This window comes from Longitalea luteola (assembly GCF_017356035.1).
Lineage (GTDB): Bacteria > Bacteroidota > Bacteroidia > Chitinophagales > Chitinophagaceae > Niastella > Niastella luteola.
Map to the genome: position 1 here is coordinate 509,223 of NZ_JAFIQX010000002.1, position 15,997 is coordinate 525,219.

11 protein-coding genes are annotated in these 15,997 nt (G+C 45.2%); 8 read left to right on the forward strand and 3 right to left on the reverse strand.

The genetic code is table 11. From position 1 onward, the window contains the following. The first annotated feature begins 121 nt into the window (after positions 1 to 121). Complete coding sequence (locus tag JUB15_RS06315; RefSeq protein ID WP_207511484.1) at positions 122 to 3,682, forward strand: SusC/RagA family TonB-linked outer membrane protein; 3,561 nt, start codon at positions 122 to 124, stop codon at positions 3,680 to 3,682. Between the two features lie 10 nt (positions 3,683 to 3,692). Further along, positions 3,693 to 5,195, forward strand: a complete 1,503-nt coding sequence (locus JUB15_RS06320) for a SusD/RagB family nutrient-binding outer membrane lipoprotein (RefSeq protein WP_207511485.1) — start codon at positions 3,693 to 3,695, stop codon at positions 5,193 to 5,195. A gap of 198 nt (positions 5,196 to 5,393) precedes the next feature. Here the strand turns inward: JUB15_RS06320 and JUB15_RS06325 are convergent, their stop codons facing one another. Beyond that, positions 5,394 to 5,831, reverse strand: a complete 438-nt coding sequence (locus JUB15_RS06325) for a nucleoside deaminase (protein WP_207511486.1) — start codon at positions 5,829 to 5,831, stop codon at positions 5,394 to 5,396. Positions 5,832 to 6,102: 271 nt separating this feature from the next. On the opposite strand from JUB15_RS06325, the gene JUB15_RS06330 reads away from it, so the two are divergent. The 5 genes from JUB15_RS06330 to JUB15_RS06350 all read left to right on the forward strand — a co-directional run bounded on the left by JUB15_RS06330 (position 6,103) and on the right by JUB15_RS06350 (position 12,757). Next, on the forward strand, positions 6,103 to 7,437 hold the full coding sequence (locus JUB15_RS06330) for a GntP family permease (RefSeq protein WP_207511487.1): 1,335 nt from the start codon (positions 6,103 to 6,105) through the stop codon (positions 7,435 to 7,437). Positions 7,438 to 7,578: 141 nt separating this feature from the next. Next, positions 7,579 to 9,624, forward strand: coding sequence for a DUF3857 domain-containing transglutaminase family protein (locus tag JUB15_RS06335; protein WP_207511488.1), 2,046 nt, complete (start codon positions 7,579 to 7,581; stop codon positions 9,622 to 9,624). Between the two features lie 422 nt (positions 9,625 to 10,046). Beyond that, a complete protein-coding gene (locus JUB15_RS06340; RefSeq protein WP_207511489.1) occupies positions 10,047 to 10,370 on the forward strand; it encodes a hypothetical protein in 324 nt (107 codons plus the stop codon). 347 nt (positions 10,371 to 10,717) lie between these two features. Continuing rightward, on the forward strand, positions 10,718 to 12,100 hold the full coding sequence (locus tag JUB15_RS06345; RefSeq protein WP_207511490.1) for an aldehyde dehydrogenase: 1,383 nt from the start codon (positions 10,718 to 10,720) through the stop codon (positions 12,098 to 12,100). A gap of 135 nt (positions 12,101 to 12,235) precedes the next feature. Further along, on the forward strand, positions 12,236 to 12,757 hold the full coding sequence (locus JUB15_RS06350; protein WP_242696219.1) for a glutathione peroxidase: 522 nt from the start codon (positions 12,236 to 12,238) through the stop codon (positions 12,755 to 12,757). A gap of 57 nt (positions 12,758 to 12,814) precedes the next feature. Here the strand turns inward: JUB15_RS06350 and JUB15_RS06355 are convergent, their stop codons facing one another. After that, entirely contained in the window at positions 12,815 to 13,780 is a 966-nt protein-coding gene (locus tag JUB15_RS06355) for a M28 family peptidase (protein WP_207511492.1), read from the reverse strand. 65 nt (positions 13,781 to 13,845) lie between these two features. Then, positions 13,846 to 14,886, reverse strand: coding sequence for a tRNA dihydrouridine synthase DusB (gene dusB / locus JUB15_RS06360; protein ID WP_207511493.1), 1,041 nt, complete (start codon positions 14,884 to 14,886; stop codon positions 13,846 to 13,848). A gap of 182 nt (positions 14,887 to 15,068) precedes the next feature. Here dusB and JUB15_RS06365 point away from each other — a divergent pair, with 182 nt between their 5' ends. Further along, a complete protein-coding gene (locus JUB15_RS06365) occupies positions 15,069 to 15,989 on the forward strand; it encodes a CPBP family intramembrane glutamic endopeptidase (RefSeq protein WP_207511494.1) in 921 nt (306 codons plus the stop codon). The last annotated feature ends 8 nt before the right edge of the window (positions 15,990 to 15,997 follow it).

Consider the following 15,997-nt stretch of genomic DNA (forward strand, 5'->3'; position numbering starts at 1 on the left):
TCTTATCATGCTTCCGGATTTTTTTTTCTAAAAACTTATCATTCGAATAGGACTTTGTGTTGGGTACTTCGTCTATTTAAGTATACACATCACTCTCTAATACCAAACCAAAACTATTCCTATGTATATAAAAACATATACGCCTCCCTGGTATTCCCTTGCGAACAAGCAGGCGCTGCTCATGAGAACTTCAATCCTCGTCCTGTTACTCGTTGTTAGTGCAACAGGCATGGCGCGGTCGGGCAACCGGCAGGATCTTAGTAAGATCATCATTTCCCTTGACCTGAAAAACGCCACCTTAAAACAGGCCTTCAAGAAAATAGAATCAATTACCCGGCTGGCCTTTACATACCGCACGGCAGATGTGGCTGAATTCGAAAATATCAACTACTCTGCCAGCAATGCACCTGTATCAAACATTCTGCAACACCTGCTGCAACATACCGGCTTGAAATACGACCAGGTTAACAGCAATATCATTATTAAAAAGATCCGCAAAAATGATCAGGCTGCAGTGATGACCCTTGCAGAAAAAATGCCTTTCGATGGTGGCATACGGGGCCGTGTTACGGATGAGAACGGTGCACCGCTTGCCAACGCCTCTGTGCAGGTGGTTGGCACAGACAAAGGAACAGCTGCCAATGAAAACGGCGAATTTGTCTTAAGTGGTTTAAAAGCGGGGAAATACAAACTGCAAATATCGGCAGTGGGGTTTACCACACAGATCAGGGATATTACCATAAAGGACGATGAGTCACTGGAGGTAACGGTCGCGCTGAAAGGCGGTTCCGGTAAACTGGAAGAAGTGATCGTTACTGCCCTGGGTATTACCCGTAAAGAAAGATCTGTTGGTTATTCAACGCAGGAGATCAAGGGCGACAATCTTACGATCGCCAAGGAACAGAATGTGATCGGCAGCCTGGGCGGAAAAATTGCCGGCGTGCAGCTTTCCGGGTCTTCAGGCGCCAGCATGGGTGGTACCCAGAAAATTCAAATCCGGGGAACTAATTTTTTAACCGGCGGTGGAGAACCTTTGATCGTAGTTGACAACACGCCTATTTCAAATTCAAATTATGCAGGACGGAACGGCCGCGATTACGGTAACCTGGCGCAGGATATCAATCCGGATGATATTGAATCTATCAACGTGTTGAAAGGACCTGCTGCTTCTGCGCTCTATGGGTTGCGTGGGCAGTTTGGCGTTATATTGATCACCACCCGTAAAGGAAAAAATACGCAAAAACCGGTGGTAAATTTCAGCAGTGCTTATTCAATAGAAAAGGCCGGCAATTTTATGCCCCTGCAGAACATATATGGCGCCGGTTCCACTTTAAACTTCCCTACAATAAATATTAATGGGGTGCCTACAAAGTATGTGGATGGCGAATGGGATGAAAGCTGGGGGCCGAAAATGGATGGCACACCCGTAAGGCACCAGTTCAGCTTTTATCCGGGTGATCCGGATTTTGGAAAGGAAACCCCCTTCGTACCGCAGCCCGATAATATCAAAGATTATTTTGAAACCGGCCATACCTGGAACAACAGTATATCATTTGCAGGGGGCGGACAAAACACCTCCTTCCGTTTATCTTACAACAATACCGATATCAAGGGCATTGAACCGAACACCTGGTTAAAACGAAACAATCTTTCTTTCAATGGTTCATTAAACGTTACGCCCAGTCTCGTCATAAGCACCAGTTTAAATTATGCAAATAACAAGGGACAGCGGCCGGCACAGGGTTATCAAAGCCTTGGTTCGCGCAACATGAACCAGTGGTTTCAGCGCAACCTCGATATGAATAAATTAAAACAGTATAAGTACGCCGATGGCACTTTTTACCAATGGAACGTCGGCGCTCCCAATAGCCAGGGTGTATATACCGGCAGAACCAGTCCCATCGACTGGAACAATCCTTATTTCGATGCTTATGAGAATACTTTCCATGACGCCCGCGATCGTTTCTTTGGCAATATAGGCGTATCGTATACCATTCTGCCGGGTTTAAAGGTGAATGGTTTTGTACGCCAGGATGGTTTTGTTCAAAACCTCGATGGCAGGAATGCCGAAGGTGGCCGTGGCGTTCCTTCATTCTGGATCGGCAAGTATGAGTCGAAAGAAATGAATTATGAATTTCTGGCCCAATATAATAAGGAATTTGGCCGTATATCCCTCGGCGCTAATCTGGGTGGCAATATAATGACCCAGCGGTACAGCTATTTGCGGCAGGAAACCGTAGGTGGTTTTGTTTCTCCCGGCTTTTATAATATTGCCAATTCGCTCGACCGTCCGCGCGTAAGCAATGTCTTAAGGCGAAAAGAAGTAAGAAGCGCCTATGGCGCCATTACATTGGGACTTGATAATATTTATTTTATTGATGTCAGTTTGAGAAGAGATATTTCATCGGCATTGCCTGAAAATAATAATGCCTATTTGTATCCATCTGCTTCGGCCAGTGTCGTCTTCAGTGAGCTGTTGAAACTAGCACCCATTTCCTATGGTAAGCTAAGGGCCAGTTTTGCCCAGGCGGGTTCAGACATAGATATTTATCAAACCACCAACTCGTTTGCACTGCGCGAACCTTATGGTACCAATTTTCCCATGTATGTTCCTGATACCTTGCGAAATCCTGATCTTAAACCCTCATTAGGTACCGCCTACGAAGCTGGTTTGGATATGCGGTTTTTACAGGACCGCATTGGCTTCAGCTTTACCTGGTATTACCAGCAAAATGAAAATGCGGTAATGAACCTGGATGTGTCTGGCGTAAGCGGCTTCTCAAAATATGTGATCAATGCAGGTAATATCCAAAACCGGGGAATTGAATTAACCGTAAGCGGCACACCACTTAGAATGGCGAACCTCAATTGGACAAGCAGCTTTAATATTGCCAGGAACAAAAATAAAATCAAAGAGTTATATCCGGGTATCAATTCCCTGATACTTGATCAGAACCGGTATTCGAGCGTAGATATGTTCCTGCTGGCGAATGTAAACCAATCGTTCGGCTCCCTGGTAGGTAATGCCTACATGAGGGATTCGGCTACCGGAAAAATATTACTCGATGCCAGCAACATGCCCATGTACGTTACCAATCATAATTTTGGAACGGTATTGCCAAAGTTTACCGGCGGCTGGCAAAATACAGTTACCTGGAAGAACTTTGACCTGAGTGCAATAATCGATTTTCAAAGTGGTGGACAGTTTTTCAGCTGGACAAAAATGCTGGCTGTTAAAAGCGGGCAGGCGGCAGAAACGGCTGCTATGAATGAAAATGGTAAGAATATTCGTGATCCTTTAGCGGATGGCGGCGGCATAAAAATTACCGGCATCTCCAATGCTTCAAAACAGGAGGTGACCGTTTTTGTGAATGCCAGGAATTATTATCGCAATGTAATCGGCACCAGGATCTATGAAGAATGGTTGTTTGACGCATCCTATATCCGGATGCGTGAAATACGGGTAGGCTACACTTTTACAAAGGCAAATATGGCAAAGCTTCCGGTGAAAAGCATTAACCTGGCCTTTATTACCAGGAACCCGTTTATGATCTGGCAGAAGGCGCCGAAAGGATTGAATCCGGCAGAGCTGGCAACCGGCGCTTCCTCCCTCAACTGGCTGGAAACCGGTCAGCTGGCTACCACCCGGTCATTTGGTGTTAACCTCAATGTTTCCTTCTAAAATCACGATCATGAAAAAATTACTCTCCATAATATTGCCCGTTACATTACTGGTGACGGTAACCGGCTGTACGAAGTTCAGTGATGATATAAACGTTGATCCCAGTGTGCCTACCCGGGCGTCCAATGCACAACTGTTAACTTATGCCCTTAACCAGTTGCCCGGTATCATAGAGGCGCCTACCGGTCTTTTGTACGTGCAGCACTGGTCGGAAAAGCCATATACCGATGCTTCGCGGTATACAGTGGTGAACTTTGATTTTTACTCCATTTATACCGAGGCGCTGGAAAATTTACAAACGATCCTGAATGCGCAGCAGTTCAACATCATTGAAGGTTCTGCCAATAATCAGAAAGCCGTGGCCAGAATAGTAAGGGCTTATTTGTTCTGGCATATGACCGATCGCTGGGGCAATATTCCCTATTTTAATGCTTTGAAGGGAAAGGAAAATTTTTCACCAGCCTACGATCCGCAAAAAGATATTTATTACGATCTGATGAAGGAGCTGAAAGAAGCAGCCGCGCAGATAGATAATGGCAATGCCGTTACCGGCGATATCTTATATGGCGGTAATATGCAGCACTGGAAACGTTTCGCCAATTCAATGCGTTTGCTGATGGCCCTTCGCCTGTCAAAAGCAGATGCCGGGAAAGGCAAACTGGAGTTTGCAGACGCATTGAACGGCGGTGTATTTACCGATAACAGCCAGAACGCTGTATACGTGCACCTGGCCGAAGCGGCTAACCAGAATTACTGGTATTATGTGGTGAATGTGCAGAACCGTCCCTGGTATTGGGCCAGCAAGACCATCGTCGACTATATGAAACCGTTGAATGATCCGCGGCTTAAAATTTTTGCCTATGTCAATGCCAGCGGCGACTATAATGGTGTTCCATACGGCCTGGATGGTAACGCAGTGGGTACTATACCGAATGCCTCGGTTTCATTTATTGGTGTTCATGTGCGCACGCAAAATGCGCCTACTTATATAACTACATATGCCCAGGTATTACTGGCCATTGCCGAGGCAAACAAGCTGGGTTGGTTGGCTGGCGGTGATGCAGAAGCGCAGGCGAATTATATAGCGGCCATCGAAGCTTCGATACGGCAATGGAACCGGATCAGCTTCCAGGCTTACCGGGACAATACAGATAAACAGGTGGAAAGAGTTCCTTACTCCTCCACTGACAGAGGCGATACCACCGGATTGGCGGCTTACCTGGCGCAGCCGGAAGTGGCATACAACCCGGCTGATGCCATTAGAAAAATTGCCTACCAGCGCTGGCTGCATTTATATATGAATGGGTACGAAGCCTGGGCCGAATGGAGAAGAACAGGGTACCCCGTGTTAACACCTGCCCCTAACAATGGCGGCACCCCCATTCCCAGGCGACAGGCATATCCTTTAAAAGAACAAAATATCAATGGTGAAAATTACCGCCTGGCCATTTCGGCACAACCGGGCTTAAGTGGCAAAGATGATCTGAACGGGCGCGTGTGGTGGGATCAATAAAAAATTCCAACTACCAGGTTTTAAGAACCAAATAACAAAAGGCAAATTACGAGAGTCAAATTCCAGGAACCAGAATCCCGACAGAAAGATTATTCCAGGAGTTTTGGTTCTTGTAATTTGTTCTTATTTCTTGTTATTTATGATGGTTCTTTGTGATTGGTTTGGTTCTTGATATTTGCAATTTGAGATTTATTTAAGTTATCTTTTGCTTCTGAAAAAACTTTTCATCAATTCGGCACATTCATCTTTCAAAATGCCTTTGGTGACCTCTGTTTTAGGATGGAAGGGCCAGTTAGATTCGGTAATGCGTTTGTGTCCGTTCTTTTCGTCATCGGCGCCCCAAACGATCCTGCTGATCTTGCTCCAGTAGAGGGCGCCTGCACACATGAGGCAGGGTTCTACAGTAATATATATGGAAGCCTCGGGCAGGTACTTGCTGCCCAGGTAATTAAATGCCGAAGTGAGGGCAATGATCTCTGCATGTGCAGTAGGATCGTTCAGCCGTTCTACCTGGTTATGGCCGCGCGCGATAATGCGGTTATTCAAAACCACTACAGCGCCTACCGGCACTTCACCATCGTCGTATGCGCGCCGGGCCTCTTTCAGCGCCAGTTGCATATAATGTTCATCGTTCATCTTGCTCCTTTTAGATCGTCAAAGTTAACCAACCAAACATTACCCTGGGCGAAGGTACTGAATGACCTGCAGACGATTTCTATTCGAATCAGGACGAGATACGTATGCATTTACATGCCGACGCGGCCTGGCAATTCGTAATGGGTTTCCAGGTTTGGCATTGACATTTGTATTTGCTTTGTGGATCTGTATTTTGATCCTTGCCAACTGGTTCTTGTGATTTGGTTCCTGAGATTTCTTATCTTAGATCATTCACCCTAACGATTGTGATATGACAGCTTCGTTTGCACAGGTAATGATCTTTTTGGGATTGGGTATTGGTATCATTATACTGCTTACCGCGGTGTTCCGGGTCCATGCTTTTTTTGCCCTGCTGATCGCCTGCTTTGTGGTTGGCCTGGGTGTACAAATGCCGGTAGCTACAATCATTAATGTAACTAAGCAGGGCTTTGGCCATATCATGCAATCGCTTGGTTTTATTATTGTGCTGGGGACTGCCCTCGGCGTTGTACTGGAACATACCGGCAGCACCAAGGTGATGGCTACTTATATTTTAAAAAGGATCGGCGAAAAGCATGCACCGCTGGCCATGAGCATCACCGGGTTTATTGTAGGGCTTCCCATCTTTTGCGATTCGGGCTATATCGTTTTGAGCGGGCTGAACAAATCGTTGTGCAGGCGAACGGGCATTTCTGTTATCATCATGTCGGTTTCCCTGGCTACCGGTTTGTATTCGGTACACTGTTTAATTCCACCCCATCCGGGTGCTGCTGCGGCCGCTTCTACCATTGGTGTTGATTTTGGAAAACTGATCCTGGTAGGTATGGGTGTAGCCATTCCGGCCACACTGGTAGGTTATGGCTGGGCGCGGTATGCGGGAAAAAAATTCAGGAATGAAGAACCAACCGAAACTCCGGTGGTAGACCTTAGCAAGCCGATGCCTTCCGTGTTCCTTTCATTTCTACCGGTAATAGTACCCATTCTGTTAATTGGTATCAAATCGTTCATTGGTATTGAAGCAGGCCAGTCAGTGCCTGCGTGGATGACTGCTTTTATGGTGGTCGGCGATCCGGTAATAGCATTGGCCATTGGTATTGGGCTGGCTTTTCTGGCGGTACAATCTTGGAAGAAGAGTGTGGTGAGTAAACTGTTGCAGGAAGCGGCGGAAAAAGCCGGTGGCATCCTGGTTATAATTGGCGCCGGCGGCGCTTTTGGCGCTATACTGGCCGCTACGCACGTAGGCGAACATGTAAGCAAGGCAGTTAACCTGCAGGCGTTGGGCATCTTTTTTCCTTTTCTGTTAACAGCTGTATTAAAAACAGCCCAGGGTTCATCTACCGTTGCCATTATTACGGCAGCATCAATAATTCAGCCCTTATTGCCTTCGCTGGGCCTCGATTCTGACATGGGCAAATTACTGGCCGTATTGTCGATGGGCGGCGGTTCCATGATGCTGTCCCATGCCAATGACGCTTATTTTTGGGTAATTGCCAAGTTCTCTGGCCTGGACATGCGTTCCATGTTACAGGTGTACACGGTGGCTTCGTTGTTTATGGGGCTGATAACTTTGCTGGTAGTATTTATTTTATCGCTTTTTCTGATCTAACGGGGCCTTAAGAATTGCGGCAGAAATCCCCAACAATGATGAGTATTAAACCCAGCTTGATTCCGGTAGCAACCGGCAACCGGTAACTGCTTCCAAATGCCTGGAAATTTTTCTATTTTGTGGCAGATCATAACCCCTAACATGAAGCAACTTGTAAGCCTGATCTTGATCTGGAGCTGTTTTTCGCATTTTGTTGTTGTGGCGCAAACTGTGCGGCCCCAGATCCAAAAAGAACCTGCCTGGATCACTCCTACGTCTTTCGATTACAGTAATACCAAATTGGATGATGAAGCGGAAAACGGTTATGTGAACCTGGTGCTCGAAAAGCAGGTGTCTATACAACAACGATCGGTGTATGTAAAAACAGCTTACCGGATCCTGTCAGAGTCAGGCGTGCAGAACAGCTCGCAGATCAACGTTAATTTCGATCCCTCCTATAACCAACTGGTCTTTCATGCTATCAGGATCATCCGCGGCAAAGAATCGATCAATAAACTGCAAGCCGGCAAGATAAAGGTCATTCAACAGGAAGAAGAGCTCGATATGAACCTGTACGATGGTTCTCTCTCGGCAGTGCTTTTTCTGGAAGATGTTCGCAAAGGTGATATCATCGAGTACAGCTATACCATCAAGGGCTGGAACCCGGTGTTCAAAGGAAAATTCTCCGGACTGTTCGAAACCGGTTTCTCCGTTCCGGTGTACAACCAGTATTATAAACTGCTGGTGCCTGATGGCCGCGAAGTGCAGATAAAAAACAGTTTGACAGACGTAAAGTATGAGATGAAAAAAACAGGTAATGAAACCTGTTATGAATGGAGGCTGCACCAGGTGAAGGCGCTGCAGGAGCAGGATCATACGCCTTCCTGGTATGATCCGTATCCCATGATCATGGTAAGCGAATACAAAAGCTGGAAAGAAGTAAATGACTGGGCGCTCACCTTGTTTCCCTTCGATGGAAAGTTATCGGCCGGGTTACAAAAGAAGATCAGGGAAATAGAAACGGCCCATAGCTCTGCTGAACAAAGGATCTTGGCCGCCCTGCATTTTGTGCAGGACGATGTACGCTACCTCGGCATTGAAATGGGGCAGAACTCGCACCGGCCGAACCGTCCCGATAAAATTTTCGCGCAGCGCTTTGGCGATTGTAAAGACAAGTCCTACCTGCTATGTACGCTCTTGCGGGCCATGGGCATTGAAGCCAACCCGGTCATGATCAATACGAATTATAAAAAAACGATCGTGCAATGGTTGCCATCGCCGCAGTCGTTCGATCATGTTACCGTGAGGGTATTGTATAACGGCCGGTATTACTGGTTCGACCCCACGATCGCTTATCCGCGGGGAAGAATAGATGCCATCTCTTATCCTGATTATCATTGCGGACTGGTCATCAGTGATACCACTACTATGCTAACCGCGATCCCGCTACAAAATAAAGGCATGGTGAATGTGAAGGAACAATTCAATATACCTGATATGTCGGGCAATGCACGCTTAATGGTACAGACAGAATATACCGGATCCTATGCAGACGACATCAGGGAACAGTTCAATAGCAACAGCCGCGGGGAAATGAAGAAAAGATTCCGCGAGTATTATGCCCGTTACTATGAGGAGATAGACTCGGATAGTTTAACATATACAGATAATGATTCAACCGGAAAGTTCATCACTTGTGAATATTATTCTATTCAGAACCTGTGGAAACTGGAAAAGGGGCTGAAGAAAGTTTATTTTTCACCCTACGTTATTAACGGTGTTTTACGGAAGCCAAAGGATATAAAGCGCACAATGCCTTTTGCCATTGACTATCCGGCCAAATACCAGGAAGAAATAACGATCAATGTGCCGGAAGAGTGGGAGGCAGACCAGTCGATGGAAGATATTTCCTGCTCAGCTTTCAAAATGCGGATGCAGTGCGATTATGGATCCAAAAAATTCAGGCTTAAGTATGAGTATGAAAGTTTAAAGGACCATGTGCTGCCCGATGAGGCCGATGCGTTCTTTATCAGTTTCAATAAAGCAGATGAACTTGAATATTCTTTGAGCAAAGCGACCGATAAAGCAGCAATGGAAGGGTTATATGACAATAAGAACAAGGGCGGCAAAGTGAATATTGCACTGCTTGTAATAATAGTGGTAGTGTTATTCGGCGGTGCAGTATGGTTTACGCAAAGGAAGCGGTAATTACATTATTTTGTAATCATTTCTATTGCCCGGTTGCTAAAAGGGAATAGTTGGAAAATAAGAGAAAAAGTGGTGGAAATAATTTGGAAAACCAAAAGAATTGGATAGCTTAGTGGTGGGAAGGGATATAGGTCACCGTTACAGTTCCCAAAACTACTTACACACATCACGCGTTTACTCAAATTAAATTTATTGGCACCGGTTGCGCAAGTCCTGCAACCGCATCATCATGTAGTTTAACTGAAGCTGCTCATAATGAGTATAATTCATTTTTTCAGGCGGTTATCAGTTTTCTACTTGTATGATACGTTTTTTCCTAAAACGGCAAGGGTGTATGCTAATAACTATTTGCGATGTTTTACATTAAGATCCGTTCACTATGCATGTGTGTAAAATTTATTTATCAGTATTAAATTTTATTTATGCGAACCTGTAACCACCAATTGCAGTGGTGTAATCAACCGCTGCGTTTAACAGAAGAAGAAATGAAGGATCCGTTATTGGTGCTCAAAGATTTTTTTGAATGTTATCATTTAAATGATACCCGCGAAATGTTATGGAACTGGACCGTAGAGGTGTTAACAAGCTCTGGCAGCATATCCAGTGAGCCTCTTGAACGAAGCAATCATTTGTATTTTTATGAAAAGATGGAAACGCTCATAGAAGCGTGTTATATGATCTTACAACAAGCGCGGCCGCAGGCGCAACCATTGCCGCTCGAAATAAGCCCTGGTCCCCGGCCCTGAACCGGTTACAATCACGAAAGCTATCGGCATTCAAATCACAAAATTCAACACCGGTTCAAATGTTAATGGGCATTAGATCCGGGGCTAAGATACAACAGCCAGCGTGTGCTATTTTTTTGTAACTTATTCCCTGCGGTTTGAAGTTTGTGATTTGGGTCATTTCCTAAAACCATTATAAATTGGAACAGGGAAATTGGGTGTACATTTTAAATGCTTTCAATCACTGCAGCAATTGGGTTTTGTTGTTTCTGTTCGTTGCAAGCGTTTTATTGTTTGAGATGTATTAGTTATTCATGATTTGTAATTTGGTATTTGTCATTCATAATTATTTGTAATTGTTAACATATATGAACCTGGAGATGCTCCCCCAAAAATTGCAGGGCTTGCGGGCTTTTTATGAAAGCGGGGCTACCCGTACGCTTCTCTTCCGTAAACAGCAATTGCAATTGCTGAAAGCAGCCATAATAAAGTATGAACAAGCTTTATATGCTGCTTTATACAGCGACCTGAAAAAGAGTGCCGAAGAAAGCTGGGTTACCGAATTGGGGGTGGTAATGGCCGAGTTGAACAGGGCATTGCGTAAGCTGGGCAAATGGATGCAGGCTGAGAAGGTGAACACCAATCTCGTTAACCTGCCTTCATCCAGTTATATGTTGCGGGAGCCGTTGGGGGTTGTATTGATAATCAGTCCCTGGAATTATCCGTTCCAGTTGCTTTTTACGCCATTGGTAGGGGCCATAGCTGCGGGCAACTGTGTAGTATTGAAACCATCTGAGCTGGCGCCTGCCACTGCCGAAATAATGGCCACCATTATCAAAGAAACATATGCAGATGAATACATTGTATATGTTGAAGGCGATGGCGCCCAGGTAGTGCCGGCAATGATGAACAGCTTCCGGTTCAATCATGTGTTTTATACTGGCAGCACCCAGGTTGGCAGAAGCATTTATCAACTGGCGGCGGCGCAATTGACGCCGGTGACGCTGGAACTGGGGGGTAAAAGTCCCTGCGTGGTAGAAAGCGATGCCAATATCCCGGTGGCTGCCCGCCGGATTGCAGTCACTAAATTTTCCAATGCGGGCCAAATGTGCATTGCCCCCGATTATATCCTGGTGCATGCTTCCCGCAAAGATGAACTGGTTGCTGCATTGAAAGATGCGATCGGTTCTTTTTATACCAATGACCCGGCTAGCTGCTACAATTATGGAAAAATCATCAATGAGCGGCAGTTCAGGCGGCTTACGGCTTATTTAAGCCAGGGAACCATTGTGTTTGGCGGGCGTCATGATATCAGCCAGTTATACATCGAGCCTACCATTCTTGAAAATGTTCCAACCGATACTCCACTAATGAAAGAGGAAATTTTTGGCCCGTTATTACCCGTACTCTCTTTTACTTCTTTTGAAGAAGCAAAAGCCATTATTGAAAACAATCGTGATCCGTTATCGTTTTATATCTATACTTCCAATGCAAAAAAGGAACAGGAATGGTTGCAGGCAATTGCTTTTGGCGGGGGGTGTGTAAATAATTCAAGCTGGCATTTTACCAATCATCATCTGCCTTTTGGCGGGCGTGGCAACAGCGGAATAGGAAAGTATCATGGCAAATTCAGTTTCGATCTGTTCAGCAATGTGAAGGCAGTGATGAAAACACCTACCTGGTTCGATCCGGCTATCAAGTATCCGCCATTTAAAGGTCGATTGAAACTATTTAAATGGATCATAAAATAGGCGCACTATTTTTGCGAATGTGTTACAGGCTCGTTCCGATATAGTAACAATGAAAAGTATATGACTGGCAAACAAAGAATATTAAAACTTGTGTATCCATTATTGATAGCATTTACAAAATTGACGGGCAAGAATATGAAAATTGTAACCAACATTAAAAATGTGCCTCCTGCTGAGTCAATTTATGAACTCAGCGTTTCACTGAATAATGGCAGCAATCTCCCGCTAAAAACCTATCAGGGCAAGAAACTGTTATTGGTAAATACGGCCAGTGATTGCGGCTATACGAATCAATATGAAGATCTGCAAAAATTGTATCAACAGTACAAAAACCAGCTGGAAGTGATTGCTTTTCCCGCCAATGATTTTAAAGAGCAGGAAAAAGGCAGCGATGCGGATATCGCTCAGTTCTGCAAAGTCAATTTTGGTGTTACATTTCCATTGGCTAAAAAAAGTGTGGTGGTACAATCGAATGAACAGAACAATATTTTCCGGTGGCTTACCACTAAATCGAAGAATGGATGGAATGAACAGCCGCCTACCTGGAATTTTTCAAAATACCTCGTCAATGAACAGGGGATCTTAACGCATTATTTCGATCCGTCCATTTCACCGCTGAGTGAGGAAGTTATAAAGGCAATAAGCAATAGGCAATAGCAGTCAGCAGAAGTAAGGCAATGGTCAGTAGGCAGTGATTATAATATTTTCCACTGCCTATTGCCCTGTACCTGTTTGTTGCAACATGTCAGCACGATCTAACAACGATGCCACCGCGGTGATCATCGTGCACACCTGGTAATAAAAGCTTTTATTCACTTTGTCGAAAGTATCGCCCGGGCGATGGTAATCGGCATGGTCTTCCACGCCAAAATACAAGTAGGGAATTTGATTTTGATGAAACGGAAAATGGTCCGACTGGTTCGTCCAGTCATGGATACCGGTTTTTTCACCATCATGGCCAAATAGAATATGCACAGGGGTGTATACCTGAACACTATCAACATACTTTTTTAAAAAGGGATAATGTTTGGTGCCGGAAGCGTAGATCTCGTTGCTGTCGTTGCGGCTTACCATATCCATATTCACATTTGCAATTATAGCCGATAACGGGATGGGCGCATGGGAAACAAAATATTTTGAACCAAGTAATCCTTTTTCTTCTGCATCGAATGCCACGAAAAGTATCGAGTGTTTTGGTGGATGTTCTTTGAAATAGCGGGCCATGGCCAGCAGGGCAGCGGTACCCGATGCATTATCATCTGCGCCGTAATAAATATCGCCACTACGGGTACCCAGGTGATCATAATGCGCTGTAATGACTATATAATTGTTTTTATACTGATCTCCTTTTATAACCCCTATAATATTGGTTCCCTGGTTACTGCTGTCATTACCTATTGGAAAGGTTTGCAGGTAGGAATCACCGGCCTTGCCTAGCTGAAGCGAGTCAAAGATCTTTACAATGTATTCACGCGCCAGCTGGTTGCCGGGTGTTCCTGTTTCCCGGCCGGCCATGTCGGCAGAAGATAAATAAGCGAGGTGATTGATGAGACTGCTGCTGTCAATATTGATAAGCGCGTTGGTAGTAGCTGTTTTCTTTTTCCTGTTCTCCCCCTCGGCCGGGCAGCCGGTCAATGCAATAGTTCCCGCAACTATTGCCAAACAGATAATGGCTGCCATGGTTAATTTTTTAACACAGGACATGAAAACGTGTAGCATATATGCTGAATTAAATAGACCGTTGCTTAACAGGCGCAGGCAGGTAACTGGTCTTCCGACAATGGTATAACCTGTCTTTCCAATGTGATGCCGGTAAATTTCTCTTTCACCTCGTTCAGGATCTCATCAACTTCCTGTAAGGTTTTCACAGTTACCAGCCGGGTACGGTATTCTTTAACGTGGGATAGTCCTTTCAGGTAATTGGCATAATGGCGGCGCATTTCAAGAATGCCCAGCACCTCACCTTTCCATTCAACCGATTTATGGGCATGGGTACGGCAAACTTCCACGCGTTCTTCTACAGTAGGGAGTGGCAACATGGTGCCCGTTTGTAAATAATGTTTGATCTCCCGGAAGATCCAGGGATAACCGATCGCGGCTCGACCGATCATAACACCATCTACACCATAGCGGTTCTTATATTCCAGCGCTTTTTGCGGGGAATCGATATCGCCATTCCCAAATATGGGTATCTTAATGCGGGGATTGTTCTTTACCGCAGCAATGAGGGTCCAATCGGCTTCTCCTTTGTACAACTGCGCACGGGTGCGGCCATGAATCGTGAGGGCTTTAATACCTACATCCTGCAGGCGCTCAGCCACTTCCTGGATGTTCTTGCTGTTATCGTCCCAGCCGAGGCGGGTTTTTACCGTAACCGGCAGCGAAGTTGATTTCACCACAGCGGCCGTTAACCGCACCATGGCATCAACATCTTTGAGAACGGCAGCACCGGCGCCCTTGCTAACCACTTTTTTTACGGGGCAGCCGAAATTAATATCCACCAGATCGGGTTGAACGGTATCTACGATCCTGGCACTCAGGGCCATAGCTTCTTCGTCGCCACCAAAGATCTGAATACCAAAGGGACGTTCAAATTCGTTAAAGTCGAGCTTTTGTTTGCTTTTGATAGCATCGCGGATCAATCCTTCGCTGGAAATGAATTCGCTGTACATCAGATCGGCCCCATTCTGTTTACAAACGAAACGGAATGGCGGGTCGCTAACATCCTCCATTGGTGCCAGAAGCAGTGGGAAATCAGGGAGCAATATGTTAGCAATTTGAACCATGATCAATTATGTTAATTCGGTGTCTGTTATACCAGACTGATTTATAATTTAAAACTAAAACACAACGTTGATAATACGCTATCTTAACCAATGCGTTGCGCATCATTTATCCTTATCTTGCAACTTTTACAAGGATTTGCGCGGCAGCAAATTTACACACTAATCTTTGTTTATACCAGCCTATGAGAGGTCATTTACGTATAAAATCACCCCTGTCACAATTAGGGATATTCGTGGGGCTTTTTTGTTCGGCGTATCTTTTGATCGGGGTATTATCACTGGTCATATACACGACCAATGGCATCAGCATCACCTCGCTCGATACGGTTAACTGGAAGGACCCTCATATCATGAGCGTTACCAAGTGGGTGCAGGCACTTTCTTCGATCCTGCTGTTCATACTACCCGCTTACTTATACGCAAGAATTACATTTACAGGGAATTATGGTTATTTTTTGGGTTTCAGGCGGGCTGAGAAAGCGAATATGTACATATTGGCCGTCGTAGGCATTTTACTGGCCATGCCATTTGTATTCTGGTTGGGCAAGCTGAATGAAGCGATCCCTTTACCTGAAGCACTGACTAAAATGGAGCAGCAGGCTGCCCAGCAAATGGCTGCTTTTCTGAAGGTTAATAATACGCTTGATATCGTAGTGAATGTTTTTATCATTGCCTTATTGCCGGCCATTGGGGAAGAACTATGTTTCAGGGGCGCGCTGCAGCGGATTCTTATCCATGCCAGCCGCAATGCCTGGGTTGGAATTATTATAACAGCCATATTATTTTCATCGCTTCACCTGCAGTTCATGGGATTCCTGCCAAGGATGTTCCTGGGTATAGTGCTGGGCGCCTTTTACTGGTATAGCGGAAGTATTTATACAAGCATGATCGCCCATTTCGTTAATAATGCCGTACAGGTGATCGCGGCCTCCTATGCCCCGAAGTATATTGATAAAAATCCGGAAACACCAGTGCTGGCTGCTATTGCAAGTGGCATTGTCGTTTGGGCCATCCTTTGGTATTTTAACAAACAATCTACGGTTACCTATTCCAAAGAGTACAATACTGATGAGCTGACGCCTACCAATCAGTTCACGGCTTAAAAACTATT